23 protein-coding genes and 1 pseudogene are annotated in these 26,712 nt (G+C 72.5%); 9 read left to right on the top strand and 15 right to left on the bottom strand.

The features are described from left to right. Window positions 1-148: 148 nt before the first annotated feature. Window positions 149-4,081, top strand: coding sequence for a ThuA domain-containing protein (locus DKT68_RS26560; RefSeq protein WP_201749200.1), 3,933 nt, complete (start codon window positions 149-151; stop codon window positions 4,079-4,081). A gap of 103 nt (window positions 4,082-4,184) precedes the next feature. Here DKT68_RS26560 and DKT68_RS26555 read toward each other — a convergent pair whose 3' ends face one another. Continuing rightward, a complete protein-coding gene (locus tag DKT68_RS26555; RefSeq protein WP_109820102.1) occupies window positions 4,185-4,640 on the bottom strand; it encodes a septum formation initiator in 456 nt (151 codons plus the stop codon). A gap of 102 nt (window positions 4,641-4,742) precedes the next feature. Here DKT68_RS26555 and DKT68_RS26550 point away from each other — a divergent pair, with 102 nt between their 5' ends. The 3 genes from DKT68_RS26550 to DKT68_RS26540 all read left to right on the top strand — a co-directional run bounded on the left by DKT68_RS26550 (window position 4,743) and on the right by DKT68_RS26540 (window position 7,368). Continuing rightward, the gene (locus DKT68_RS26550; RefSeq protein WP_109820101.1) at window positions 4,743-5,438 is read left to right on the top strand and encodes a response regulator transcription factor; all 696 of its coding nucleotides are present in this window, start codon (window positions 4,743-4,745) and stop codon (window positions 5,436-5,438) included. Beyond that, window positions 5,435-6,769, top strand: a complete 1,335-nt coding sequence (locus tag DKT68_RS26545; RefSeq protein WP_109820100.1) for a HAMP domain-containing sensor histidine kinase — start codon at window positions 5,435-5,437, stop codon at window positions 6,767-6,769. The genes DKT68_RS26550 and DKT68_RS26545 overlap by 4 nt, the downstream gene beginning before the upstream one ends. 71 nt (window positions 6,770-6,840) lie before the next feature. Then, a complete protein-coding gene (locus DKT68_RS26540) occupies window positions 6,841-7,368 on the top strand; it encodes a PepSY domain-containing protein (RefSeq protein WP_236647079.1) in 528 nt (175 codons plus the stop codon). Between the two features lie 61 nt (window positions 7,369-7,429). Here the strand turns inward: DKT68_RS26540 and DKT68_RS26535 are convergent, their stop codons facing one another. After that, a complete protein-coding gene (locus tag DKT68_RS26535) occupies window positions 7,430-9,325 on the bottom strand; it encodes an ABC transporter ATP-binding protein (RefSeq protein WP_109820143.1) in 1,896 nt (631 codons plus the stop codon). A 98-nt stretch (window positions 9,326-9,423) separates the two neighbouring features. On the opposite strand from DKT68_RS26535, the gene DKT68_RS26530 reads away from it, so the two are divergent. After that, a complete protein-coding gene (locus DKT68_RS26530) occupies window positions 9,424-9,975 on the top strand; it encodes a DUF5872 domain-containing protein (RefSeq protein ID WP_109820099.1) in 552 nt (183 codons plus the stop codon). Window positions 9,976-9,979: 4 nt separating this feature from the next. Here DKT68_RS26530 and trxA read toward each other — a convergent pair whose 3' ends face one another. The 4 genes from trxA to DKT68_RS26510 all read right to left on the bottom strand — a co-directional run bounded on the left by trxA (window position 9,980) and on the right by DKT68_RS26510 (window position 12,437). Beyond that, entirely contained in the window at window positions 9,980-10,327 is a 348-nt protein-coding gene (trxA, locus tag DKT68_RS26525) for a thioredoxin (protein WP_109820098.1), read from the bottom strand. Then, a complete protein-coding gene (locus tag DKT68_RS26520) occupies window positions 10,297-10,689 on the bottom strand; it encodes a MerR family transcriptional regulator (RefSeq protein WP_109820097.1) in 393 nt (130 codons plus the stop codon). The genes trxA and DKT68_RS26520 overlap by 31 nt, the downstream gene beginning before the upstream one ends. 66 nt (window positions 10,690-10,755) lie before the next feature. Beyond that, entirely contained in the window at window positions 10,756-11,958 is a 1,203-nt protein-coding gene (locus DKT68_RS32475; RefSeq protein ID WP_109820096.1) for a lectin, read from the bottom strand. 149 nt (window positions 11,959-12,107) lie between these two features. Further along, the gene (locus tag DKT68_RS26510) at window positions 12,108-12,437 is read right to left on the bottom strand and encodes a nuclear transport factor 2 family protein (RefSeq protein WP_109820095.1); all 330 of its coding nucleotides are present in this window, start codon (window positions 12,435-12,437) and stop codon (window positions 12,108-12,110) included. Window positions 12,438-12,567: 130 nt separating this feature from the next. Between DKT68_RS26510 and DKT68_RS26505 the strand changes: the two genes are divergently transcribed. Then, window positions 12,568-14,544, top strand: coding sequence for an ABC transporter ATP-binding protein (locus tag DKT68_RS26505; protein ID WP_236647078.1), 1,977 nt, complete (start codon window positions 12,568-12,570; stop codon window positions 14,542-14,544). Between the two features lie 43 nt (window positions 14,545-14,587). Here DKT68_RS26505 and DKT68_RS26500 read toward each other — a convergent pair whose 3' ends face one another. The 4 genes from DKT68_RS26500 to DKT68_RS26485 form a co-directional block, all read right to left on the bottom strand. Then, window positions 14,588-15,583 (bottom strand): histidine kinase, encoded by a 996-nt coding sequence (locus DKT68_RS26500; RefSeq protein WP_109820094.1) that lies wholly within the window; start codon window positions 15,581-15,583, stop codon window positions 14,588-14,590. After that, window positions 15,580-16,749 carry a DUF418 domain-containing protein gene (locus DKT68_RS26495; protein ID WP_109820093.1) on the bottom strand — a complete coding sequence of 390 codons (1,170 nt, stop codon included), beginning with the start codon at window positions 16,747-16,749 and terminating at the stop codon, window positions 15,580-15,582. Before DKT68_RS26495 ends, DKT68_RS26500 begins: the two co-directional genes overlap by 4 nt. A 72-nt stretch (window positions 16,750-16,821) precedes the next feature. Further along, entirely contained in the window at window positions 16,822-17,466 is a 645-nt protein-coding gene (locus DKT68_RS26490) for a response regulator transcription factor (protein WP_109820141.1), read from the bottom strand. Between the two features lie 67 nt (window positions 17,467-17,533). Continuing rightward, entirely contained in the window at window positions 17,534-18,367 is an 834-nt protein-coding gene (locus tag DKT68_RS26485; RefSeq protein WP_109820092.1) for a PIG-L family deacetylase, read from the bottom strand. A 164-nt stretch (window positions 18,368-18,531) separates the two neighbouring features. Between DKT68_RS26485 and DKT68_RS26480 the strand changes: the two genes are divergently transcribed. Further along, window positions 18,532-19,425, top strand: a complete 894-nt coding sequence (locus tag DKT68_RS26480; protein WP_109820091.1) for an alpha/beta fold hydrolase — start codon at window positions 18,532-18,534, stop codon at window positions 19,423-19,425. A 12-nt stretch (window positions 19,426-19,437) separates the two neighbouring features. Here DKT68_RS26480 and DKT68_RS32750 read toward each other — a convergent pair whose 3' ends face one another. Together DKT68_RS32750 and DKT68_RS26470 are read right to left on the bottom strand one after the other, a co-directional pair. Next, on the bottom strand, window positions 19,438-19,680 hold the full coding sequence (locus DKT68_RS32750) for a hypothetical protein (protein WP_407940794.1): 243 nt from the start codon (window positions 19,678-19,680) through the stop codon (window positions 19,438-19,440). Further along, window positions 19,677-20,855, bottom strand: coding sequence for an RNA ligase RtcB family protein (locus tag DKT68_RS26470; protein WP_109820090.1), 1,179 nt, complete (start codon window positions 20,853-20,855; stop codon window positions 19,677-19,679). The genes DKT68_RS32750 and DKT68_RS26470 overlap by 4 nt, the downstream gene beginning before the upstream one ends. A 573-nt stretch (window positions 20,856-21,428) precedes the next feature. On the opposite strand from DKT68_RS26470, the gene DKT68_RS32205 reads away from it, so the two are divergent. Further along, window positions 21,429-21,851 carry a hypothetical protein gene (locus DKT68_RS32205; RefSeq protein ID WP_236647084.1) on the top strand — a complete coding sequence of 141 codons (423 nt, stop codon included), beginning with the start codon at window positions 21,429-21,431 and terminating at the stop codon, window positions 21,849-21,851. A 55-nt stretch (window positions 21,852-21,906) separates the two neighbouring features. Here the strand turns inward: DKT68_RS32205 and DKT68_RS32200 are convergent. Both DKT68_RS32200 and DKT68_RS26460 read right to left on the bottom strand, forming a co-directional pair. After that, window positions 21,907-22,434 (bottom strand): annotated as a pseudogene (locus DKT68_RS32200) (ice-binding family protein); the annotation flags it as partial. Between the two features lie 311 nt (window positions 22,435-22,745). Beyond that, window positions 22,746-23,396 (bottom strand): class I SAM-dependent methyltransferase, encoded by a 651-nt coding sequence (locus DKT68_RS26460; RefSeq protein WP_236647077.1) that lies wholly within the window; start codon window positions 23,394-23,396, stop codon window positions 22,746-22,748. A gap of 161 nt (window positions 23,397-23,557) precedes the next feature. Between DKT68_RS26460 and DKT68_RS26455 the strand changes: the two genes are divergently transcribed. Further along, window positions 23,558-24,313 carry an SDR family oxidoreductase gene (locus DKT68_RS26455; RefSeq protein WP_109820088.1) on the top strand — a complete coding sequence of 252 codons (756 nt, stop codon included), beginning with the start codon at window positions 23,558-23,560 and terminating at the stop codon, window positions 24,311-24,313. Window positions 24,314-24,322: 9 nt separating this feature from the next. Here the strand turns inward: DKT68_RS26455 and DKT68_RS26450 are convergent, their stop codons facing one another. Continuing rightward, window positions 24,323-26,554, bottom strand: a complete 2,232-nt coding sequence (locus tag DKT68_RS26450) for a hypothetical protein (protein WP_109820087.1) — start codon at window positions 26,552-26,554, stop codon at window positions 24,323-24,325. Between the last annotated feature and the right edge of the window lie 158 nt (window positions 26,555-26,712).

Genomic DNA, 26,712 nt, shown 5'->3' with positions numbered 1-26,712 from the left:
TGATCCAGCCGCAACGATGCATTCACATGTGTAGCGGTCGCGGTGGCGATCGGTCCGTCGGGCGACCGCAGACCATGCCCGGCACCACCCTGCCCACCGCCAGGCGTGATCGGCGCACGCCGTCCCCCGCACCGCGAAAGGACCTACCGTGCGCAGATCCCTGAGATCGCGGCTCGGCGCCGTGCTGAGCGCGATCCTCGTGGTGGGCGGCATCGTCGCCGTGCCACCCACCGCCAGCGCCGCACCGTTCTCCGTGTTGGTGTTCAGCAAGACCGCCGGATTCCGGCACGGATCCATCACCCCCGGCATCGCCGCCATCCAGCAGCTCGGTGCCGCCAACGGGTTCACCGTCGAGACCACCGAGGACGCGGCCCAGTTCACCGACGCCAACCTGGACCGGTTCGCCGCGGTGATCTGGCTGTCCACCACCGGCGACGTGCTCAACGCCACCCAGCAGGCCGCGTTCGAGCGCTACATCCAGGGCGGCGGCGGGTACGTGGGCGTGCACTCCGCCTCCGACACCGAGTACGACTGGCCCTGGTACGGCGGTCTGGTCGGGGCGTACTTCGCCTCGCACCCCGCCGAGCAGAACGTCACCGTCAAGGTCGCCGACCAGGTGCACCCGTCCACCGCGACGCTGCCGCAGCGGTGGAACCGGTTCGACGAGTTGTACAACTACCGCACCAACCCCCGGGGCAACGTGCACGTCCTGGCCACGCTGGACGAGAGCACCTACACCGGCGGCAGCATGGGAGCCGACCACCCGATCTCCTGGTGCCAGAACTACTCCGGCGGCCGGGCCTGGTACACCGGCCTCGGCCACACCGACGCGTCGTACACCGAGGCGAACTTCCGCCAGCACCTGCTTGGCGGCATCAGGACCGCGGCCGGGGCGGCCGAGGCCGACTGCGGCCCCACCGTCACCAGCAACTTCCAGCAGGTGGAGCTGGCCAAGGGCGCGGCCGAGACCGGTGAGCCGATGAGCCTCACCGTCCTGCCGGACCGGGGGGTGCTGCACACCTCGCGCAACGGCGTCATCCGGCACACCGACGCGGCCGGCAACACCAAGGTCGCCGCCACCCTGCCGGTCTACACCGGGGACGAGGAGGGCCTGCAGGGCATCAAGGCCGACCCGAACTTCGCCACCAACCGCTGGGTGTACGCGTACTACGCGCCACCGCTCAGCACGCCCGGCGGTGGCGCGCCGGCCACCGGCACCCCGGCCGACTTCGCCGTCTGGAACGGCGTCAACCGGCTGTCCCGGTTCACCGTGAACGCGGACAACACCATCAACCTGGCCAGCGAGACCCTGGTCCTGGACGTGCCGACCAGCCGGGGCATGTGCTGCCACGTCGGCGGTGACATGGACTTCGACGCGGCCGGCAACCTGTACCTGTCCACCGGTGACGACACCAACCCGTTCGACTCGGCCGGGTTCACCCCGATCGACGAGCGGGCCGGCCGGAACCCGGCCTTCGACGCCCAGCGCACCTCGGCCAACAGCAACGACCTCCGCGGCAAGGTGCTCCGCATCAAGCCGAGCGCGGCGGGCGGCTACACGATCCCGGCCGGCAACATGTTCGCCCCGGGCACCGCGCGGACTCGCCCGGAGGTCTACGCGATGGGCTTCCGCAACCCGTTCCGGATGAGCGTGGACCGGGCAACCGGCATCGTCTACCTCGGTGACTACGGGCCTGACGCGGGCACCGCCGACCCGAACCGGGGGCCGGCGGGCAACGTCGAGTTCGCCCGCATCGACCGGCCCGGCTTCTACGGGTGGCCGTACTGCACCGCCCGCAACGACGCGTACAACGACTACACCTTCCCGTCCGGGCCGTCCGGGCCGAAGTTCGACTGCGCCGGCGGGCCGGTCAACAACTCGCCCAACAACACCGGCATCACCCAGCTGCCGCCGGCCGTCCCGGCGTGGCTGCCGTACGGCGGCTCCGGCTCCCCGCCCGAGTTCACCGGCGGCGGCCTGTCCCCGATGGGCGGGCCGGTGTACCGGTACAACCCGAACAACACCTCCCCGGTGGCGTTCCCGGAGTACTACGACGGGACCTACTTCGCCGGTGAGTTCGGCCGCCGCTGGATCAAGAACATCAAGCTCGACCCGGCCGGCCAACCGTTGAAGATCAACCCGTTCCCTTGGACCGGCACCCAGGTCATGGACATGGAGTTCGGTCCCGACGGCGCGCTCTACGTGCTCGACTACGGCACCGGATGGTTCAACGGCGACGCCAACTCGGCGCTGTACCGCATCGAGTACGCCCGCGAGGGCAGAGCGCCGGTCGCGGTCGTCTCGGCCACCCCGACCAGTGGCACGGCGCCGCTGACCGTGGCCTTCTCGTCGGCCGGCACCCTCGACCCGGACGGTGACCCGTTCACCTACGCCTGGGACTTCGACAACAACGGCACCACCGACTCGACCGCCGCGAACCCGAGCTTCACGTACACCACCAACGGGACCCGCAGTCCGACGCTGACGGTCCGGGACACCACCGGCAAGACGGCCACCGCGAGCGTGGTCGTCACCGTCGGCAACAGCGCGCCGGTGGTCACCGTGAACACCCCGCTGAACGGGCAGACGTTCAATTTCGGGGACGCCGTGCCGTTCACCGTCACGGTCACCGACGCCCAGGACGGTGCGATCAACTGCGCCCGGGTGAAGGTGAACTACGTCCTCGGGCACGACTCGCACGGCCACCAGCTCGGCAGCGTGCAGGGCTGCACCGGGGTCATCCAGACCTCGGCCGACGGCGAGCACGACACCGCGGCGAACATCTTCGGCATCATCGACGCCGAGTACACCGACCTGGGCGGGGGTGGCCAACCCGCGCTGACCACGCACACCCAGGCGGTCCTGCAACCGCGGGTGCGCCAGGCCGAGCACTTCGGTGACTCGTCCGGCATCCAGATCGTCGCCGGGGCGGCCGGGCACGGTGGCGCCGCGGTCGGGTACGTCGACAACAACGACTGGATCTCGTTCCGCCCGTACAACCTGACCGGCGTCCAGTCATTCAGCGCGCGGGTCGGCGCCCCGGCCGGCGGCGGCGGCACGCTGGAGCTGCGGGTCGACTCGCCCACCGGGCCGCTGGTCGGCTCGGCCACCGTCGTACCCACCGGTGGGTACGCCAACTTCGCCACGGTCACCGGCGGGGTCACCGCCCCGACCGGCACCCGGACGCTGTTCCTGGTCTTCAAGGGCGCCGGCCCGTGGTTCGACATCGACGAGTTCACCCTCTCCGGCAGCCCCGGCGGACCCGGTCCGGACCCCAACCCGCCGGGCGCGAACCTGGCCCAGGGCAAGCCCGCTCGGGCGTCCAGCTTCGAGGGCGCGTACGTCGCGGCCAACGCGTTCGACGGCGTGCCCGGCACCCGGTGGGGCAGCGCGTTCGGCGACCCGCAGTGGATCGACGTGGACCTCGGCGCCACGTACGCCATCAACCGGGTCAAGCTGACCTGGGAGGCGGCGTACGGCAGCGGGTACCAGATCCAGACCTCGACGGACGGGGTCACCTTCACCACCGTCCGGACGGTGACCGGCGGCGACGGCGGCGTGGACGACCTGACCGGGCTGACCGGCTCCGGCCGGTACGTCCGGCTCACCGGCACCACCCGGGGCACCGCCTGGGGCTACTCCCTGTTCGAGTTCGAGGTGTACGGCGGCACCGGTGGCCCCACCGGCCCCGCCACGAACCTGCTGTCGAACAAGCCGACGCTGACGTCCAGCAACGAGGGGGCGGACGTGTCCGGCGCCCAGGCGGTGGACGGCAGCCTCACCACCCGCTGGTCGAGCACGTTCTCCGACCCGCAGTGGATCCGGGTCGACCTCGGCAGCCCGACCGCGATCGGTCGGGTCAAGCTGAACTGGGAGGCCGCCTACAGCAGCTCGTACATCATCCAGACCTCCAACGACGGCACCACCTGGACCAACGTGAAGACGGTGACCGGGGCCGACGGTGGCGTGGACGAGCACACGGCTCTCGGCGCCAACGGCCGCTACCTGCGGATCTACGGCACCGCCCGGGGCACCGGGTACGGGCACTCCCTCTGGGAGATGGAGGCGTACACCAGCTGAACCACCACCGACGACGTGGCCGGCACGGTTTCCGTGCCGGCCACGTCCATCGTCTGCCCACCGCATCGGCATTCTGCGCCGTGATCCCGGAGTGTGGGGTGGGTCAGTCGTCGGGGACGGACACCGGCTCCGTGCCCATGCAGCGCACCTTCAGCTCGTACTCGCCGGCCGACCCCTCGAACGTGACCTCGACGTCGTCGTCCGGACCCCGGTCCACGTCCCGGACCCGGTAGCCCTGTGCGGGCGCCCAGGAGACGAGGCGTACCCCACCGGCGCCGCACTCGGCCACGGCCGTGCCGCCCGCCGTGGCGAACCCCCGGCGTACCCCGGGGCTGGCGGACGGCGTGGCGCTGGCCGTGCCCGGCGCGGCATCCGTCGTTCCGGCGGGCGTCGGCTCGGGCGAGGCGAGGGCCCGTTCGATCTCCACCTCGCTGCGCACCCCACCCGGGGTGCCGGTGATGCTCTCCCCGACGAGTTGGATCGCGCCCAACCCGATGAGGGTGGCCGCGGCGGCGGTGGCCACCCACCCGGCGGCGACGAGGATCGAACGACGGCCCATCCCCCGACTATCCCCGATCCAGGGTTGTCGGCGGCACATCCCCACGCTAAGGCAGGGTTAACGCGCGCCCCGCGCCCGGTCGCAGCGGCTAGCCTGCCAGCTGTGGCCCGCCTGCTGCTCATCGAGGACGACCTGACGATCCGTACACCGCTGATCCGGGCGTTGCGGGAACGCGGCCACGCGGTGGCGGCCGCCTCGACCGCGATGGCCGGGCTCCGCGACGCGCTCGACGACCGGCCCGACCTCGTCGTGCTCGACCTGGGACTGCCCGACCTGGACGGCCGCGAGCTGCTGCGGATGCTGCGCGCGGTCAGCTCGGTGCCGGTCATCGTGGCCACCGCCCGCGACGACGAGACCGAGATCGTCCGGGTGCTCGACGCGGGCGCCGACGACTACGTGGTCAAGCCGTTCACGGCGGCGCAGCTCGACGCCCGGGCGCGGGCGGTGCTCCGGCGGGGGTCCTCCGGAGCCGGGGCGGCGGACCCGTCGCTCGTCGTCGGCGGGCTGCGGATCGACCCCCGGGCCCGACAGGTCACCCTGGACGGGGTGACAGTGGAGCTGACGCCCCGCGAGTTCGACCTGCTGCACCACCTCGCCGGACGGCCGGGTCAGGTGGTCACCAAGCGCGAGCTGCTGACCGAGGTGTGGCAGATCCCGTACGGCGGCGCGGACAAGACCGTCGACGTGCACCTGTCCTGGTTGCGCCGGAAGCTGGGGGAGAGCGCCCTGGAGCCCCGCTACCTGCACACCGTGCGTGGCGTCGGAGTGCGGCTGGAGGCGCCGGGGGCGAAGCCGTGAGGGCGCGACTCGCGCTGCTGGTCGCGGCGGTCAGCGTCCTCACCCTGATCGCGTTCCTGGTGCCGCTCGCGCTGCTGGTCCGCACCGTCGCCGAGGACCGGGCCACGGTCCGGGCCACCGCCGACGCGCAGAGCCTGGTGCCGGTGGTCGGCACCGCCGACGCGGCGACGATCCGGGTCACCGTCGAGCAGCTCGCCGCGGAGTCCGGCCGACTGGTGAGCGTGTTCCTGCCGGACGGGACGGTGCTCGGCGCCCCGGTGCCCCGTACACCCGCGGTGGCCCTGGCGGCGCGCGGGCAGAGCCTCACCGGGGAGTCGGCTGCCGGTCGGGAGGTGGTCATCGCCGTGCAGGGCCGGGCGGACGGCACCGGGGTGATCCGGATCGAGGTCCCCCGGGACGAGCTGACCGCCGGGGTGACCCGGGCGTGGCTGGTGCTGGCGCTGCTGGGCGTGGTCCTGGTGCTGATCGGGCTGCTGGTCGCCGACCGGCTGGCGCGCACCCTGGTCCGGCCGATCAGTGAACTTTCCGCGGTGTCGAACCGCCTCGCGAACGCGGAGCTGGACGCCCGGGTCGTCCCGGCCGGCCCGGCGGAGCTGCGCGAGGTGGCCGGCGCGCTCAACCATCTGGCCGGCCGGATCCAGGTGCTCCTGATGCAGGAGCGGGAGCAGGTCGCCGACCTGTCGCACCGGCTGCGTACGCCGTTGACGGCGCTGCGCCTGGAGGCGGAGTCGCTGCGCGACCCGGACGACGCCGCTCGGATCACCGCCGCCGCGGACGGGCTCGAACGGGCGGTCACCGGGCTGATCCGGCAGGCCCGGTGGCGCCGCTCGCCGGTGACGGCGGCGGCCGCCTCGGACGCGGCGACGATCGTCGCCGACCGCGTGGCGTTCTGGTCGGTGCTGGCCGAGGACACCGGAAGGGCCGTCAGCCTCGACCTGGCGCCCGGCCCGCTTCCCGTCGGTGTGCCCGCCGACGACCTGGCGGCCGCCGTGGACGCCCTGCTCGGCAACGTCTTCGCGCACACCCCCGACGGCACCCCGTTCGCCGTCCGGCTCGCCCGGGACGCGGACCAGGTGCTGCTCACCGTCACCGACGAGGGCCCGGGGATGCCTGTCGGGGTGGTTCGGCGGGGCACCAGCCCGGCCGGGTCGACGGGCCTCGGCCTGGACATCGCCCGGCGTGCCGCCCAGGCCGGCGGTGGTCGGCTGGAGCTGCGGACCGGTCCGGAAGGTGGCGCGCAGGTGCTGCTCCGGCTGGGACCGCCGTCGCCCGAGGGCCCGGTGACCGACGGCGGGCCCAGGTCCGCAGAGCAGGGCTTAACCCGGCCTTAGCGTCCGCACAGCGCGCCGCTATCCCGATCCGGCCGATCCTCGGAGTCGACAACCGAGGAAAGGTGGACACCATGATGAAGCGCAGCTCTCTGCTCCTGGCGTCGGTCGGCGGGGCGGCGGTGCTGGCCGTGGCCGGGGTCGCCGTGGGCGTCAGCGCCGCCGGCGACTCGCGGGCCACCGGCACGGCACTCGCCGCCGCCACCGTCGATCCGACGGCCACGGACGCACCGGACGACAGCGCCACCAACCCCGCGCCGGGCACCAGTGGTACGCCGTCGAGCGCGACGCCCTCCAGCGGCACGCCGACGACCGGCCCCTCCCCGGCCGGCGGGGCGGTCGACCAGCAGCGCGCAGGCGAGATCGCGCTCGCCAGGGCCGGCGGGGGCCAGATCGTCGAGGTGGAGGCCGAGCAGGAGCACGGGCGGCCGGTCTGGAGCGTCGAGATCGTCGCCGGCGACACCGAGCACGAGGTGGACGTCGACCGGGACAACGGCACGGTGCTCAAGGCCGAGCAGGAGTCGGTCGACGACGACGGCGACGACCGCGACGACGACGACCGGGACGACGATGACGACGACAAGTCCGGCGACGACGACTGACCACCCGGTGCCGCCGCCCACCACGGGTGCGCCGTGGCGGGCGGTGGCACGACGGCCTTCCTCAGACGGTGGCGACGCGCTCCTTGGGGACCGACGGCTCGTCCTGGTCGAACTGGGTGCGGTACAACTCCTGGTACCGGCCACCGGCGGCGAGCAGGTCGCTGTGCCGCCCGCGTTCGACGACGCGCCCGTCCTCGATGACGAGGATCTGGTCGGCCGCGCGGATGGTGGACAGCCGGTGCGCGATGACCACACTCGTTCGACCGGCCAGGGCCTCGGCGAGGGCGTCCTGCACGGCGGCTTCCGAGGTGGAGTCGAGATGCGCCGTCGCCTCGTCGAGGATGACCACCCGGGGACGGGCCAGTAGCAGCCGCGCGATGGTGAGCCGTTGCCGTTCCCCGCCCGACAGGCGGTACCCGCGTTCACCGACGACGGTGTCGAGCCCATCCGGAAGTGAGCGGATCAGGGCGTCGAGCCGGGCCCGCCGCAGGACGTCCCACATCTCGTCCTCGGTCGCGTCCGGCCGAGCGAACGCCAGGTTGGCCCGGATGCTCTCGTGGAACAGGTGCCCGTCCTGGGTCACCACACCGAGTGCCGCTCGGATCGACTCGGCCGACAGGTCGCGGACGTCCACGTCGGCGAGCTTCACTGCGCCGTCCTCGACGTCGTACAGGCGTGGCACGAGCTGAGCGATCGTCGACTTACCCGCTCCGGAGGAGCCGACGAGGGCGACCATCTGCCCCGCCTCGGCGCGGAACGATACGCCGTGCAGCACCTCCTCGCCCCCGCGCGCATCGAGCTTCGCCACATCCTCCAACGACGCGAGCGACACCTTGTCGGCCGACGGGTAGCCGAACCGTACCGAGTCGAACTCCACGGCGACCGGCCCGTCGGGAAGCGGCCGGGCGTCTGAACTGTCGAGGATCAGCGGCTTGAGGTCGAGGATCTCGAAGACCCGCTCGAAGCTCACCAGCGCGCTCATCACCTCGACCCGGGCGCTGGCCAGCGACGTCAACGGCGCGTAGAGGCGGGACAGGAGCAGCGCGAGTGCGACCACGGTGCCGGCGTCGAGGCTGCCCCGCAGGGCGTAGACGCCGCCCAGCCCGTAGACCAGGGCCAGCGCCAGCGAGCCGACGACGGTGAGCGCGGTGATGAAGACCCACTGGAGCATGGCGGTGCGGACGCCGATGTCGCGCACCCGTCGTGCCCGCGCCGCGAACTCGGCCGACTCCTCGGCCGGCCGCCCGTACAGCTTGACCAGCGTCGCGCCGGGTGCGGAGAAACGTTCGGTCATCCGGGTGCTCATGGCCGCGTTGTGCTCGGCCGCCTCGCGCTGCAACTGGGCGAGCCTCGAACCCATCCGCCGGGCCGGGAGGACGAAGATGGGCAGCAGTACGAGCGCCAGCAGCGTGATCTGCCACGAGAAACTGAGCATGACCGCCAGCGTCAGGACCAGTGTGACGGCGTTGCCGACCACACCCGACAGGGTGTCGCTGAAGGCCCGCTGGGCGCCGATCACATCGTTGTTCAAGCGGCTGACCAGCGCACCCGTACGGGTCCGGGTGAAGAACGCCACCGGCATGCGCTGGACGTGGTCGAAGACGGCTGTCCGCAGCTGGACGATCAGGCCCTCACCGATGCTGGCGGACAGGAACCGCGTCACCAGACCCAGGCCGGCTTCGGCCAGGGCGATCACCGCGATCAGCACCGCCAACCGGATCACGATGCCGCTGTCGGCGCCGTCGACGATCGCGTCGACCACCCGACCGGCGAGAACCGGCGCCGCCACCGTGAGGACCGCCGTCACCACGCTCAACAGCAGGAACCTCATGATCAAGGTACGGTGTGGCCGCGCGAACCGCGCGATGCGCTTCAGGGTGGCCCGGGACAGTGGTCGTTCGTCCTGCGCGTTCATCGCGTGGTGCAGAGACATCCACGCGGTCACTTCCATGCTCATGCCGTACCTCCGCGTAGCAGGCTAGAACCTCGTGTGAGGTTGAGGTCAAGGCGCCGCGCGGGAGGCATAGGCGCGGCGGTCCGGGGTAGCTGCCGTTCATGGCGCGGTACACGAAACCCGAGCTCAGAGAGCAGATCAAGGAAGAGATCAAGGCCTCCGACAAGGGCGGCAGACCGGGGCAGTGGTCGGCGCGGAAGTCACAAATGGTCACTCAGGAGTACAAGAGGCGCGGCGGGGGATTCCTGGGCCCCAAGGACGAGCGGCAGAAGTCCCTGCAACGGTGGGGCGCCGAGGACTGGCAGACCAGGGAGGGTGACACCCGGGCCCGGCACGGCGACACCACCAGTCGCTACCTGCCGAAGAAGGCCTGGGAGGAGCTGTCCGAGGACGAGAAGCGCGCCACCGACACCAAGAAGCGGAGGGCGTCGCGAACCGGCAGGCAGTTCGTGGCCAACACGGGGCCGGCCAGTCGAGCCCGCCGGGACGCCACGACGGCCGGACGAATGTCGGAGATGTCGGTCGCCGAGGCGGCCAAGCTGGTCCGTGGCCTCGACACGCGCCAGCTCAGGGCCGCCCTGCGGCGGGAGCGCGACGGCAAGGCCCGCAAGACGCTCATCCAGCGACTCGAGGCGGAGCTCAGCCGCCGCTGACCCGTTACAGGTCGGCCTGTGTGGTCAGGATCTGCCGGAGGTGGGTCTTCGGCCGGGATCCCACGGTCGAACCGACGACCTCGCCCCGGCGGAACACCAGAAGCGTCGGCAGGGACATGACGCCGTAGCGCCGGGTGGCCTCCGGGTTCTCGTCGGAGTTGAGCTTGGCCACGACCATCCGGTCGCCGAACTCCCCGGCCAGCTCGGCGAGGCTCTTCTCGATCGCCTTGCAGGGCGGGCACCACTCCGCCCAGAAGTCGACCACCACCGGCCGGTCGCTGGCCAGCACCAGCTCGGCGAACGTGCCGTCGGTGACGGTGACTAGCGAGCTGGTCTGCGTGTCCTGGGACATGTGTCCTCCCGGTGGGCGATGGCCTGGGTGAGCTGGGCGTGGAGCTGCTGGCGGACGGCGCCGAGCCGGTCGATGTAGGCGTCCACCTCGGCGAGCTTGCGTCGCAGCACCAGCACCGAGTCCGGGCAGACGTCGCCGGACGTGTTGCCCGCCCGGAGGCAGGCGACGAACGGGCGGACGTCGTCGAGGCCGAAGCCGACGTCGAGCAGCGCCCGGATCTCCCGTACGACCCGAAGCTCCGCCTCGTCGTAGACGCGGTAGCCGTTGGCGGAGCGCTGTGCCCGCACCAACCCGTGCGCCTCGTAGTAGCGCAGGGCACGCGTGCTCGTGCCGGCCTTCTCAGCCAGCTCACCGATCAGCATCCGACCCCCTCCGCCAGCCCGTCGCGACCACGCTAAACCTTGTCGCCGGCGTCAAGGCAAGGGTGCCTAGCCGATGCGGAACTGCTCCCCGTAGACGGCGAACGCCAGCGGCGTGTTCAGGTCGAGGTTGCCGTTGTTGAGGAACACCCGCTGGGCCGTGTCGACGCGGGACGTGTCCGAGTGGGCCTGTTCCTTCTTCATCTCGATGACCCGCTCGTCGAGGAAGGCGTTGAGCCAGGTCCGCTCGTCGCCGCCCTGCGCCGGGGGCTTCGCCCGGGCGAGGGCGCGGTTGCGGATCGCCCGCATGCCCTCGTACCCGTGCATCACCGCCGCGTCGTAGTACGCGAACTGACCGAGCGCCCGGACCTGGTCGGCCTTGCCGTCGCGTACCGAAGGGTTGAAGTACACCCGGTCCCGCTCGGCCTCCTGGGCGGCCCGGAAGACCGAGTCGGTGGCCGCGGCCCGCCAGTCGCGGGTGAAGTTGGGGTCGAGGCCCGCGTGCGAGTCGGTGCCGTTGACGGCACGCAGCGCCGGCAGGTACGACGCCAGCACGTTGCCCGGCTTGGTGCGCGTGTACGCCTCGACCAGTTCGAGCATGTCGCCGGTGCCGGAGCAGAAGCCGATGATGCCGGCGGTGTAGCCGCGCCCGTCGCCGATGTCCTCGATGTAGGAGAACTGCGCGCGCCAGTCGAGCGAGGAGTTCTCCGCCGCCGACACGAGCTGCATGGCGACGTCCTTCTTCGCCGGGTCGTCGAGGTTGCGCCCCGTCGGGGTGGTGGGGGGCGGGGTCGCACCGCCGGGCAGGGTCCACCGCTGGTTGGTGCCGCCCGAGCAGCTCCAGATCTGCAACCGGGCGCCGTTCGCGGTGCTCCGGTCCGTGACGTCGAGGCACCTGCCGGAGCCGCTGTTGACCAGTGCGCCGTTGCTGGCCGTCCACTTCTGGGCGCCGGTGTTGTTGCAGTCGTAGAGCTGCACCTTGGCGCCGTCGGCGGTCGACGCGGCGGCGACGTCCAGGCACTTGCCGAGTGCCCGGACCGAGCCGTCGGCGTTGCCGACCGTCCACGTCTGGGCCGCGCTGCCGTTGCAGTCGTAGAGCTGGACGGGCGTGCCGTTGGCCGGGTTGGCCCCGGCCACGTCGACGCACTTGCCGCCGAGGCCGGTGATCGGGCCGGCGGCCGCCGCGCTGGCCGACGGCAGGCCGTAGCCGAGCGCGGCGGCGCCGATCAGCAGCGCGCCCGCGACGTGGGCGGCGGTCCTCTTGCGAAGCATGGCGCTCCTCGGGGGAAGGGCGGCGGGCCGCCGGAGGGACGGTGGGCCCCCGTGCGGCGGATCGACCCGAGGGTGCCGCGAGCATCAGGAAACTCTGTTAACAAATAGCAGTGCGTCGATCGGCTGTCAATCGACGGATGACCTTCCCGTCAGCTGATCCGCAGGCTCGCGATCAGGCCGTCACGCAGGTGGAAGGTCATCGGACCGGTGCCGTTGTGGCCCTTGCCGGTCACCGTGAGGGTGACGACGTAGCTGTCGGCGTCGGGGCCGGGCTCGATCCCGACGAGCTCGAAGTGCGACTGCTTGCCGATGTTGTCGGTGCGGTCCCAGTCGCGGACGCCGTCCCGGCCCCGGTACTCGCGGCCCCAGTCGTTGAGGTAGGCGTCGTCGGTGAACGAGGCGGCGAAGGCCTCCGGGTCGCCATGGTTCGTCGCGTCGATGAAGGCGCGGATCGCCGCCGGGATGTCGGTAGTGGCCATGGGTCGATCGTTCCACGGGTGGCCAACGGCGGTGACTTTGGGTGAGCATATTGATGCTCGCTGTGGCGAAGGTCGCGCCACTGACCCCGGTCCGCAGCCCCCGTTGCTGTTCCCGCGAGGAGGTACGCCTGTGACTGAGACCGTCACCGCGCCCGGACGCCGTCCGGACCCCCAGCCGGCGCCAACCCCGACCCAGTCGGTGTTGCCGGAGCTGCGGGCGATGTGGTGGGAGACCGGGGTGCGGGCCCGGGCCGAGGCCGGCGTGTTCGCGGTCTTCGCCGAGCTGCCCCGGCTCGTGCTCGCGGCGCTGCGCACCAGTTGGCGGGCGGACCGGCTGCGTACCGGCGTGGTGGCCGCCGCGACGGTGGGCGCCGGGGTGATGGCCGCCTTCGGGCTGCTCGCCGCGCAGCGGGTCCTGGTGGAGCTGTTCGCCGGCGGCCCGACCTCGGACAAGGTGCTCGCCGCGCTGCCCGCGCTCGCCGCCCTCGCGGCGGCGACCGCGCTGCGCGCGGGAATGGGCATCGCCACGGGGTACGCGCAGAACGGCCTCACCCCGCGGGTGAGCCGCGAGGTGGAGCGGGGCCTGTTCGAGGTGAGCACGGCCGTGCGGCTGGAGGCGTTCGACGCGGACGCGTTCGCCGACGACATGGAACGCGCCTCCCGTGGCACCGACTCCGCGATCTCGCTCGTGCAGGCGTCGTTCAACCTGCTGGCCGGGTTGGCCGGCCTGCTGGCCGTGGCGGTCGCGGTCGTCGTCATCCACCCGCTGCTGCTCGTGGCTCTGTTGGTCGCCACGCTGCCGAACGGGTGGGCCGCACTGCGGGCGGGGCATCTGCGGTACCGGACGTACACCGCCGGCTCGGTACGACGCCGCAGGTTGTGGCTGCTGCACCGCCTGATGGCCGAACGCGCCTCGGCGCCGGAGCTGCGCTCGTACGGGCTGCGCCGGTTCCTGCTGGACCAGTACGACCGGGTCATGGGTGTGGAGACCGACATCCAGCTCGCTCTGGCCCGCCGGGTCACCACGACCACCACCGTGGGCGCGCTGATCGGTGGTGTCGCCACCGGCGTCGTGTACGTCCTGCTCGGGCTGCTCCTGCTCGACGGGCACATTCCGCTCGCCGCGGCGGCGACCTGCGTGATCGCGGTGCAGTCCGCGCAGCGTTCCCTCGCCATCGTCACGTTCCAGGTCGACCGCGTCTACACGGAGGGCCAGCACTTCGGCGACTACGCCGGCTTCATGGCCCGCGCCGCCGCGTACCTGCCCGACCGGACGGCGGACGCCCCGGCCGGTGTCGCCGTCGAGCGGCTGCGTCAGCTGGCCGTCCGCACCGTCAGCCTGCGGTACCCGGACCGGGAGACCGCCGCCGTCGACGGCGTGACGTTGACGATCGAGGCGGGGCAGACCGTCGCCCTCGTGGGCGAGAACGGCTCGGGCAAGACCACCCTGGCCGCGATGATCGCCGCCCTGCGCGCGCCGACGTCGGGCGTGATCGAGTGGAACGGTCGCCCGCTGTCCGAGTGGGACGTCGACGAGCTGCGAGCCCGCATCGCCGTGGTCACGCAGGAGTACCACAAGTGGCCCTTCACCGCGGCGACGAACATCGCGATCGGCGACATCGACGCCGAGGCCCGGCAGGACCGGATCGAAGCCGCGGCGGGCCGGGCCGTCGCCCACGACATGATCAAGGACCTGCCGCACGGGTACGAGACGCTGCTCGACCGGACCTTCGCCAAGGGCCAGGACCTCTCCGGCGGCCAGTGGCAGCGCATCACCGCCGCCCGGGGCTTCCTGCGCGACGCCGAACTGCTGATCATGGACGAGCCGTCGTCCGCACTCGACCCGCGCGCCGAGGACGCCCTGTTCCAGGCCATCCGGGACCGCCAGGGCCACGCGACGACGATCCTCATCACGCACCGGCTGGCCAACGTCCGCCACGCCGACCGGATCTTCGTGCTGCACCACGGCGCCCTGGTCGAGGCGGGCAGCCACGACGAACTCATGGCCTCGGGCGGCCGCTACGCCGAGTTGTTCACCCTCCAGGCCGCCGGCTACGACGCCGGCATCGCCGCGCGTACGCGGCGGGGACGGGTGGGGGAGTCCTGACCGGGCGGCTGCCGGCAGGCGAGGTGGCCGGCACGGCGGCAGATCATTTCGGTTCGCGCGGCACGGTGACCGTGACCCGGGTGGGGCCGGCGGCGGGACTGCTCACGTGCAGGCGGGCGTCGATGGCGTCGAGCCGGCCGATGATGCCGCGCAGGCCGGTGCCACGGGCCGGGTCGGCGCCGCCCGTGCCGTTGTCGGTGACGTCGATCCGTACCGTGTCGCGGGTCTGGCCGAACGCCACGGCGGCCTGCGTGGCGCCGCTGTGTTTCGCCACGTTGGCCAGGGCCTCGGCGACCGCGAAGTACACCGCGGTCTGCACGGCCGGTGGGAGATCCGGGGGCGGGTCGCCTGTGACGGTGACCGGCACGGCGAGGTCGAGGGCCAGGGCGCGAACGGCGTCGCCGAGGCCACGGTCGGCGAGGACCGCCGGGTGGATGCTCTGGGTGACCGTGCGGAGGTCGTCGAGGGCCGCGATGGCGGTCCCGCGTGCCTCCTCCAGCAGACGCGCGGCGCCCTCGGCGTCGCGGCGTACCAGATCACCGGCCAGGCCGAGGGTGAGCGCCAGGGAGACCAGCCGGGCCTGGGCCCCGTCGTGCAGGTCGCGTTCCACCCGTTGCAGCTCAGCCGCCTGGCGGTCCACCGCGCCCCGGCGGGAGCGGGTCAAGGCGGCGATGCGCTCGGCGAGTTCCCGTTCGCGGGCGCCGGGCGGGCGGCTCACCACCCACCCGTGCGACCCCAGGATCGTCGCGATGCCGAGGAGGGTCCAGATCGGCCAGAAGTACCCACCACCGCTGAGCACCCAGACGCTGAGGTCGACGCCCGCGACCAGCGCGCACACGGCGGCGTCGAGGGCGAGCCAGCGACGCCGGCCCGCCGGCACCCGCAGCGCCCGGCGCAGGACGAGCCGGCCGACCAGCACGACGCCGACGCCGAAGTACACCCACCGTGGCCAGAACTCGCCGCGACCGGTGACCAGCCAGGCGACCGTGGCCGCGACGCAGAGCGTCGCGGCCAGGGTCGTGCGGGTGCGGGCGGTCATCGGCCCGAGCGGTAGGTGATCCGGCGCAGCAGCATCTCGGCGGGCCCGCGGTGTCCGGCGACGCTCAGGGCCTGCGCGGCGGCGAGCGAGACCAGCCAGATCGCGACCGCGGCTCCGGCGGCGGTGTACGTGCCGGTCAGATGCAACGCCCACGGCGAGAACAGCGCCAGCCAGGCCACCGACTGCAACAGGTACCCGCTCAGCGACCGCTGCCCGAGCGCGGTCACCGGGGCGAGCAGAGCCCGGCCACGACGGGCGCCGCTGAGCCGGAGCGCCAGCAGGCCGAACAGCGCCACGTAGCCCGGCCCTCCGTACTCGCCGCTCACCGCGTGCAGGCGTGCCATGGACTCGACGGTAGCGGCGTCGACGTGCACGGCACCAGCGGCGATGAGCGCGTGGGGGAGCGCGCCGACGACGGCGATGCCGAGGCAGCCGACGGCGACACGGCGCAGCAACGTGCGGTGCGCGGCGGGCTCCTCCAGGACGCGGTGACGGGCGGCCCAGATGCCCAGCCACACGATGACGATGAACGGCAGGACGGTGGCGGTGTGTACCGGCCACTCGGCGAGCCGGTCGAGCAGCGAGCGGCCGTACGACGCGGCCGCCAGCGACGGGTTCGGCGTGTTGGTGAGCACGGCGTCGCCGCCGCGCGCGCCCGCGAGCGCGAGCACCGCGAGAACCCCGACGAACACGGTCTGGATGCCCCACAGCCACAGCACGACGCGGTGGAACCGGTCGCCCCTGCCCAGGAGCAGGAGGGTGGCGGCGATGCCGACGACGCCGTAGGCGCCGAGGAAGTCCCCGAAGTACAGCAAAGTCGCGTGGACCAGGCCGAACCCGATCAGGGCGGCGTTGCGGCGCAGCAGGATCCGGCGGGCGCCGTCGCCCTGCCGCCGAGCGATCTGCACCAGGCCGTAACCGAACATGACGGCGAAGACCGGGTAGGCGCGGCTGTCGACGAACGTGGCCAGGACGAAGTTGACGGCGCGTTGCAGGCCGTGCGGTGTGCCGTCGAGGCCCGGCTGGCCGGCGAACGCGAAGTTCGCGGCATTGGCGAGGGCGATGAACAGCAGCATGGCCCCGCGGGCGAGGTCGGGAGCGAGCGCGCGGTCGGCGCGGGGGACGGGACCCGTCCGGGGCGTCACCATGATGGGGGTTGAGGTCATGGCTCCAGGCTCGTCGCCGGCGCGGCTCGATTCGAGGAGCCTGGAACCCCTCCGCTGGGGGTGCCAGTACCCCTATGTCTCGAGGTAGGCGAGCACGGCGAGGACCCGCCGGTTGTCGTCCTCGGAGGACTGCAACCCGAGCTTGGCGAAGATGCTGTTGGTGTGCTTCGCGACCGCCTTCTCGGTGATGAAGAGGGCGCTGCCGATCGCGGCGTTGGACCGGCCCTGCGCCATCTGCGCCAGCACCTCCCGCTCACGGGCCGTCAGCCGGTCGAGCGGCAGCACCCGCTGACGGCTGTCGAGCAGCTTCGCCACCACGGTCGGATCGAGCGCGGTGCCGCCCGCGGCGACCCGGCGGACCGCGTCGACGAACTCCCCGATGTCGGAGACCCGGTCCTTGAGCAGGTAGCCGATCCCGCCGCGGCCGTCGGCGAGCAGCTCCCGCGCGTACAGCCGCTCCACGTACTGCGAGAGCACCAGGACGGGAAGCCCCGGCACCTCGGCGCGGGCCGCGAGAGCGGCGCGCAGGCCCTCGTCGGTGTACGTCGGCGGCAACCGCACGTCGACCACCGCCACGTCGGGACGCTGTGCGAGCAGCTCCCGCAGCAGGTCCGGCCCGCTGCCGACGGCGGCCACCACCTCGAAGTCGTGCGCCTCCAGCAGCCGGATCAGCCCGTCGCGCAGCAACACGAGATCTTCCGCCACCGCCACTCGCACCCGGCAACCGTAGCCGCCCACCACCCCGGTCGGGGGCGCGAGTGCGCGCGGCGGGGCGCCCAACGGGTCAGCGCAGTCCGGCGAAGAGGTCGTCCTCGGGCAGCGACGCCCCGGTGGTGTCCCGGACCCGGACGAAGGTCTCCATGCCCATCAGCTCGGCGAACCGGTCCCTGCCCAGTTGCAGGAAGAAGATGTTCTCGGTCTGGCTGGCGTGCGCGGCCAACGCGTCGTACTTCTGCCCGCTGTAGCTGGTGGTGTCCACCCAGGTGCTGATCTCGTCGTCGGGCAGCCCGAGCTCCAGCTGCGGCTCGGGCGACGAGGCGTCCGGCTCGTCCCACTCGACACCGAGCTCCCGCATGATCCGGCCGAACTCCGCGAACGCGGTACGCGGCACGGTGGTCCAGTACACCTTCGCGGGGATGTCGGTCTTCGCGACAGCGGCCATCGTGATGCGGTGGGCCTGGATGTGGTCCGGGTGCCCGTAGAAGCCGTTCTCGTCGTAGGTGACGACGACGTCCGGCCGGTACTGCCGGATCAGGTCCGCGAGCCGCTCCGCGGCCTCGTCCACCGGCGTGGTCCAGAACGCGCCGGGCAGAGTGTTGGTCGGCCAGCCCATCATCCCGGAATCGGCATAGCCCAGCGTCTCCAGGTGGGTGACCTTCAACGACGCGCAGCTGGCCTCCAGCTCGGCCTGGCGCATCGCCACCACCGCGGCCGGGTCGTGACCCGGGTCGCCGGGCTTGACCCCGCCCGGGCCGTCACCACACCGCCCGTCCGTGCAGGTCACCAGAACCGTCGTGATCCCTTCCGCCGCGTAGCGGGCAAGGACGCCACCGGTGCTCGTCGCCTCGTCGTCGGGGTGCGCGTGCACCGCCATCAGGGTCAGGGATCGCTCAGCCATGTCATCACCCTACGAGGGGCACCGCGGCCACCCGAGACCGCACACGCTCGCGGATCTTAGCCACCCTCCGGCCGGTGACCAGGTCCTTCGGCAACCCGCCGTCCCGACCATCCCGAAATCGTACGATTCATGCGCGTCCGAACCGTGAGGAAGGGGTCGCTGCGATGGCGTTGTTCGACGATGTCCGGCAGGTCGACGCCGGTGTCCTGAACATCGGTTACGTCGACGCCGGTCCGCCCGACGGCGACGCCGTGGTCCTCCTGCACGGCTGGCCGTACGACATCCACAGCTTCGTCGACGTCGTGCCCCTGCTGACCGACGCCGGCTACCGGGTCGTCGTGCCGTACCTGCGGGGATACGGCACGACGCGCTTCCGGTCCGGCGACGCCATGCGCAACGGCCAACCGTCGGCCATGGCCCTCGACGTGGTCGCGCTGATGGACGCCCTCGGGATCGACGCGGCGAAGCTGGCCGGGTTCGACTGGGGCGCCCGCACGGCCGACATCGTGGCCGCGCTGTGGCCCGAGCGCTGCCGCGGCCTGGTGTCGGTGAGCGGTTACCTGATCGACAGTCAGGAGGCAGGCCGGACACCGTTGCCGCCGAAGGCGGAGATCGCCTGGTGGTACCAGTTCTACTTCTCCACCGACCGGGGCCGGGAGGGGTACGACAGGAACCGGTACGACTTCGCCAAGCTGATCTGGCGCACGGCCTCGCCGCAGTGGACGTTCGACGACGCGACGTTCGACCGCAGCGCGGCCGCGTTCGACAATCCCGACCACGTCGACATCGTGATCCACAACTACCGGTGGCGGTTGGCCCTCGCCCCGGGCGAGACGCAGTACGACGAGCTGGAGAGCCGGCTGGCCGGCAAGCCGAAGATCACCGTGCCCGCCATCACCCTGGAGGGCGACGCCAACGGCGCTCCACACCTCGATCCGAGTGTCTACGGCAAGCAGTTCGCCGGGCCGTACGAGCACCGCGCCATCGGCGGCGGCGTCGGGCACAACCTGCCGCAGGAGGCGCCACAGGCCTTCGCCGACGCGGTACGGCAGGTCTGAGCCGCGCAGCGGTCAACCGGTCGCTCCGGAACGCCCCTGTCGTCTGGGCGAACGCTGTCGGGCGGTCGGGTCGTGGCCCGACGGCTCGGGGCGTTCCACCCGGGTCGGGTTGCCGCGTACGAGATCGTCGTGCACGCGCTGCACCGTCAGCCCCTGCCGGGTGGCGTCGCCTTCCAGGCGGCCCAGCAGGTGGGCCAGTGCCCAGGCACATTCCCGCGGGCCACGCTCGGCCGACAACAACAGGTGGGCGCTCACGACCGGCCTCGCTGGCGGCGCTGGCCCCGGCGGTCCGGCCCGGGGATGGAGCCCAGGTCGGGCGTCTTGTAGGTGACCAGGGGAGTGGTGGTCGCCACCGGCGTGGCCAGGTCGTGGTCGACGAGGTCGGCGATCACCTGCTCGATGCGCTTGTACGCGGTGGGTGCCTCCTCGAAGAGCAACTGGCGGTCGCCGCACACGACCAGCGAGCCCACGGGCGTACGGCGCAACTCCTCGACCGTGTGCTTGGCGCGGCCCCGGCGCAGGGCGTCGGCGCGGGACATCTTGCGGCCCGCGCCGTGCGCCACGGAGTGGTTGGCGTCCGGCCCGGCGTGGGCGGCCACGAGGTAGGACGCGGTGCCTCGCGTACCCGCGATCAGCACGTCGCGGCCGTCACCCGGTGCCGCTCCCTTGCGGTGCAGGTAGACCCCGTCGCGCACCTCGACCAGGTTGTGGCACTCGTCGACGATCGGCTCGGTGGGTTCGGCCCCGAGCGCGTACGCGACCCGGGCGGCCATCAGCCGCCGGTTGAGCGATCCCCAGCGCACCGCCTCGTCGTGCATCGCCAGGTAGGCGGCCGGATCAGGTGCGGGCCCCGCGCCGTGCGACCCGGTGTGCGCCCGCAGGATCCGCTCGCCCAGACCACGTGAACCGCTGTGGACGATGAGGACGAGGTCACCGGAGTCGAGGCCGAGACGGCTCGCGTGCCCGGAGTCGACGACGGTGTCGACCCGTGCGAGCTCGACGAAGTGGTTGCCCCGGCCGACCGTCCCGAGGCCCTCCAGGTGGCCGGCCGGAATCTCGGCCGGCGCGACGGCCCAGGCCCGGTCGTCGGCGTTTTGCTCGGGGTCCAGCGCACGGTCGAGGTCGGGGAACCGGGCGGCGAGCCGCTCGGGCACGGCGCGCCGCAGACGGATGGGGAACACGGCGATGCCGCATCCGATGTCGGAGCCCACCAGGAACGGGTACAGCACGGTCGACGTCATGGCGGCGCCGATGGGCGCACCCTTGCCGGGGTGCAGGTCGGGCATGGCGGCGACGTGGATCATGCCGTCGAGGGCGGCCACCTGCCGACACTGGTCGAGGGCATCGGACTCGATCCAGCTCGCGGGGGAGGCGAACACCGAGACGGTGGCCGGGGGCGGGAACTGGGGAGAGGAGTGGTGCTGAGACAAGGACGCTCACTTCTCGCTGAAACGCAGGGACGGACGGCATCACGGCACCGGGCGGCATCGCCGGTGGCTCGGAGCGAGGGTGTGTCCGTCAGTACGTCATGGGAACCACTCTGGCGGTGTCCCCCGCGTCCGGCAAACGAATTACATTCGTGGCGGACGCCGCTCGTTCCCCAACAGTGGGTGCTTGAACCGGGCCTGAACCGGCCCAGCCGCTCGCGGTGAGTGGGGCACGTCGAGCGAGCCGCCGCCCGGCGCAGAGACGTCCGACCGTGTCACGGTCCGGATGACGCTGCATGGCGGGCGGCGGCTCGCTCTCATTGGTGCCGCTTCGAGTGGTCAGGCCGGCGTGGCCCGGCCGGCAGGTCGCCGGCCGGGCCACCGGTCAGGACTCCTGGCTTCGACGCCGGGCGAGGAAGAACACGAGCCCGCCCAGGGCGACCATGACACTTCCGATGCCCGTCATGGCCGGTACCACGCCGCTACCGGTCACCGGCAGCATCTTGTCGCCTGGTCTCCCGGGGCCTCCGGTGCCACCTGGAGCTCCTGGGGTGTCGGCCGCGCCGGGACTGCCCGGTGCTCCGGGTGCTCCTGGCGCTCCGGGTGCTCCGGGTGCTCCGGGTGCTCCGGGACTGCCGGGTGCTCCGGGTGCTCCTGGCGCTCCGGGTGCTCCGGGTGCTCCGGGCGCTCCGGGACTGCCGGGTGCTCCAGGCGCTCCGGGTGCTCCGGGTGCTCCAGGCGCTCCGGGTGCTCCGGGTGCTCCGGGACTGCCGGGTGCTCCGGGCGCTCCGGGCGCTCCGGGCGCTCCGGGACTGCCGGGCGCTCCAGGGCTACCGGGTGCGCCGGGACTGCCAGGTGCGCCAGGACTGCCCGGTGCGCCAGGGCTACCGGGTGCGCCAGGGCTACCGGGCGGGCCAGACGGTCCCGGCGGGCCGGTCGGTCCGGGTGGGCCGGTCGGTCCGGGTGGGCCGGTCGGCCCAGCACACAAAGGTGCGGTGATGACGTTGGTGTCGAGGGTGACGGCGGCCGTTCTCGCCAGCGCGCGGCCCTGGAGCGTCGCGCCGGTGGCCAGCGTGATCGCCGCCTGAGCCATGATGGTGCCCACGAAGGTCGTGCCGGTGCCGATCGTGGCCGAGCTGCCGATCTTCCAGAACACGTTGCAGGCCGATGCCCCGTTGATCAGGACCACGCTGCTGTTCGACGCGGTCGTCAGTGACGAGTCGACCTGGAAGATGAACACGGCCGACGGGTCGCCCTGGCCGTTGAGTGTCAACGGGCCGGTCAACTGCGCGGCCCCGATCCGGTAGACCCCGGCGTTGAGCGTGTTGCCGCCGAGTTCGGCGGGAAGGTTGGTGAACGGCGTCCGACCGGCGGCGTCGTTGAAGGCGATGGTCAGGTCGCTCTGGGCCTGGAGAGCGACCGCGTCGCCGAGGTGGACCTCACCGCCGATCGTCGCCGTCTCGAAGCCCGACGCGGTGTTCCCGGGGAACCGCCCGAGGCTCTGGGCCAGGAAGCTGGGGCCGGTGTTGGTGGGCTCGGCCCCGGCCAGGACGGAGAAGTCAGCCGCCGTCCCCAGGTTCACCGGTGCTTCCTGCGCGTTGGCGGCGGTCGAGCTGAAGAGCAGCAAGCTGGCCGCCACGGCGGCGGCCGCGGAAGCCGCGAGCGCCGGCAGGACCGCGCGCCGTCGGCGCAAATTGGGTTTTGCTGTCACAGAACACCCTCCGTGGGTACTACCCGCAGGACGCGTCTGACGAGTCGCTTCCTGCACTAAACGGCTCAAATGGGGCACATTTCGTGCGCGACCACCACATCACGTCGGGTGTACGGGCGTGACCAAAACGGAGCAATGAGCTTCACGACGTACGAATAGGACGGACCTTCACGTCCATCGCACTACAGGCTGGCCGGCCCCGGCCTGATCGCCCGTCCCACGACGCAGGGCGAGGACGGGCTGTTGCTGCCGGCCGGGAAGCGGAACCGGTGCAGCTCCTCGATGACGAACCCGGCCGCAGCGATGGCGGCGACGGTGTCGCGGCCGGTGTGGCAGCCGGCGAACAGCTTCGGCCACAGCGTCGCGTCGGACAGCCGTTGCACCCGGCGCAGACCGCCGGGCGTCTCGGCGGCGACGTGCTCGAAGAAGCGCAGGTGGCCGCCGGGGCGCAGCACCCGGTTGATCTCGGCGAGCGCGGCTGCCTCGTCGGGCACGGTGCACAGCACCAGGGCGACCACGGCCGCGTCGAACTCGCCGTCCCCGGCCGGCAGTGCCTCGGCCAGTCCGTCGACGACCGTGACCGGTACCGGCGCTGACGGTGCGGCGCGCACGGCGGCGGCCCGCAGGCGTCGTTCCGGCTCGACCGCCACCACCTCGGTCACCGCGGGTGGGTAGTGGGAGAACATCCGCCCGTTGCCCGCGCCGATCTCGATCACTCGCCCGGACAGGCCGGCGACCACGCTCCGGCGGTGCTCCGCGGTGCCGGCGCGATCCATCGCCACGCTGAGCCGTTCGTAGACCCGGGCGAACACCGGGTGGGATACCGCGGCCACGTCGACCTCCAGATGCGATGACGATGCGGTCCCATCGTGCATGACGCGCACAATCATGAGGCGTGATGTCTCCGCGCGAGATGTCCGCAGGTACGTAGCCTGATGTCGTCGTGACCCGTCCGTCCGAGGCAATCCGTCGGCTGACAGCAGAGAGGCTGATCATGAAGATCGTGGTTGTCGGCGGTAGCGGCCTCATCGGGTCGAAGCTCGTGACAAAGCTCGGCGGGCAGGGCCACGAGGCGGTCCCGGCGTCGCCCAAGACCGGGGTGAACACGCTGACCGGCGAGGGGGTGGCCGACGTGCTCGTCGGCGCCGACGTCGTGGTCGACGTGTCGAACTCCCCCTCCTTCGAGGACACCGCCGTGCGGGAGTTCTTCGAGACGTCCACCCGGAACCTCCTCGCCGCCGCGACGGACGCAGGGGTGGGGCACTACGTGGCGCTCTCCATCGTGGGCTCGGACCGGCTGCCGGACAGCGGGTACATGCGGGCGAAGGTCGCCCAGGAGAAGCTCGTCGCCGCGTCCGGGCTGCCCTACTCGCTGGTGCACGCCACGCAGTTCTTCGAGTTCGTCCAGGGCATTCTCGACGCCGCCACGGACGGCGACACCGTCCACCTGGCGCCGGTGCTCATCCAGCCGATGGCGGCCGACGACGTCGCGGCCGCGGTGGCCGAGGTCGCGGTCGGCGCCCCGACGAACGGTACGGTCGAGATCGCCGGGCCGGAGCAGTTCCGCCTGGACGAGCTGGGGCGCTCCGTGCTCACGGCCCGCCAGGACGCCCGCTCGGTGGTGACCGACCCCGGAGCCCGCTACTTCGGCGCCACGCTGGGCGAGCGTTCGCTCGTCCCCCTCGACGGCGCCCGGGTCGCGAGCACGAGCCTCGACGACTGGCGCGCCCAGGCGGCCCGCCAGGGGTGACCCAGGTCGCTACGGCGTGGTGGGCGGACCGGCCCGCTCGCCGAGGCGTTCGACCAACTCGCGTACCGCCCGGGTGAACGGCTCGTCGGACTCGCACGGCCAGTGCCCCCGGATCGGTGGGGGGACGCTGTCGCTGGGCGGGACCACCACGTCGGTGGGATCTCGCAGCCGGCGGTCCACCGCGCCCGCCGGGCCGGCGACCGTGCCCGGCGTGTCGGGCCGGTGGGCGGAGAAGACCCAACCGCCGATGGGGTCGGTGTCCCGCCACAGGTTCACCCATCGCCAGCCGACCCGGCCGCCGATCTCGCACAGCGCCGCGTCGTCGAGGTAGGCGGGAAAGAGCCGTGCGTAGAGCCGGCGCAGGGGTGACCCGTAGGTGAGCAGGGCGACCCGGCTGCCGACCTGGGGCGGCAACTGGAGCACCGTCGCGGCGAGCAGGACCGAGCCGTGGCTGTGGCCGGTGAGCAGGACCGCGTCGCCCCGTCCGACCAGGTACGTGATCCGTCGGGTCAACTCCGGCACGGCCCGCTCGGCGTAGCAGGGCGGCGCGAACGGGTGGGCGGCCCGCGGCCAGAAGGTGCCGAGGTCCCAGAGGATGCCGACGCGGTGCCGGTACTGGAAGGTCCGGTAGGCGAAGACTCCGGCGACGAGCAGACCGAGGATGATCGCGGCGATCACCCAACTGCCGAACGCGATGCCGAAGATGACCACGTCGGCCGGCACCCCGGCGTACCGCTCGACGACATCGGCCGGTAACGGCCCCAACAGGCCGATGGTGGTGGTGGCCGTGCCGATCCCGGCGAGGCAGCCGTAGACCACCGCCAGCGGCACCACCAGCTCGGTGGACCGTGCGCGGGCGATCGCCTGCCGCACCTGCCGCAGGCGGGGTCCGGCCTCGGCCGGCGGATCCGGGTGGTCGCGTGCGACGATCGCCGCCGCCGCGCGGTGGCGGCTCCGGCGGGTGATCAGGATGACCAGGCCCGCGACCGCCAGGGTGAACAGGACCGCCCGGAAGAAGCCGAAGATCGCCCACGTGTACGCCCGGGGCGACCAGTTCGTCACGCCCTCTCCCGTCGGCAGGTCGCGGTCCAGGAAGTCCGCCACCCGGTAGACCAGCTCGGCGGAGAACGCCACCGCCAGACTGATTCCGGTGGCCGCGATCACCAGCGCTCCCAGCCCGAACAGTGGCGCGTCGTTCCGCCGCCGGTCCCTGCGCCAGAGCAGCACCGCGCCCAGGGCGGCCAGCAGCGCCGTCTGGGCGACGAACAGCCAGGTCAGGGTCGCGTCGTAACCGGGCAGGCTGCTCCCTGCGCGCCACGCCGCGGGGCTGACGAGCACGTGGGCCACGACCACGACGGTCAGCATGATCGCGATGGTCCGCAGCGTGCTGGTGACCCGGTCCAGCCGCCGGTCGTCCGGGGAGCGGTCGATCAGCGGAGGGGTGCAGAGCAGGACCACGCAGGCGGCCAGGACCGATCCGGTGATCGCCGCCAGCGCGATCGTGCCGACCGAGGCGCCGGTCGCGAACCGGGCGGCGAGCAGGGTGAGGCTCAGCGTCGCGAACGCCGCCGCGAGGTGGATGGACCGCAGCCGCCCCACCAACGGCTCGGCGTCCCACTGCCCGACCGCGCTGAGCGGATGCCCGGAGGTCTCCTTCTCGGGAGCGCGGAACGCCTCGAACGCTCGCCCGGGTCGGGTGCTGAGCCGCCAGAGCAGGCCGATGGCCGCCGCCGGGACGAGCGAGAGCACCGCAAGCCGAAGCCCGACCGGTTGCCCGCCCAGCCAGGACAACCAGCTGCGCCCGGCCAGGCAGCGTGGTGCGGTCAGGCACTTCCAGGCGATCAGGTCCAGTGCGACGCCGACGGTGGCCAGCACGTAGAGCACGGTGAGGGTGAGCGCCAGCAGCCGGCACAGGGACCGGACCATCGCCTCGGACCCGGGGTCCGCCGGGCGCATCCAGATGGCCACGTTGGCGAGCATGAACGGCAGCAGGAAGACCAGCGCCAGGGTCCGGCCGGTGGTCCCGAAGGGCAGGTCACCCCAGCGGTACGCCTCCAGCGTCACCCCGCCCGCGCCGTCGCCGGTGTCCGAGCGCCGGGGGCGCGGCCGGTAGAAGCCCCCGCTGCGGTCGCCCGCGACCTGTGCCGCCTGCGGCAGGTCCAACACCTGGTCGGCGGTCGCGCCGGAGACCCCGTGCACCCGCAGCTCGACGACGCCACCGGGCTTCCCCTGCCCGTTCAACCGCGCTGATCCATCCGACACCGTCCCTCGAGCGTCCCCGGCCACGCGATCCCGCCGAGGATGGCCCCACCCCCGCGTGGCAGACCGCGGTCTACCCCTCCCGGAGGGGCCCAACCGTGGCAACCGGTCCGCCGGGACTGCGATCCGCCAGCCGGTGA

Origin of the sequence: Micromonospora acroterricola (genome assembly GCF_003172955.1) — a bacterium.
GTDB lineage: Bacteria > Actinomycetota > Actinomycetes > Mycobacteriales > Micromonosporaceae > Micromonospora > Micromonospora acroterricola.
Note: the sequence above shows the minus strand (reverse complement) of the source record. Positions and strands in the feature narration are given on the sequence as shown.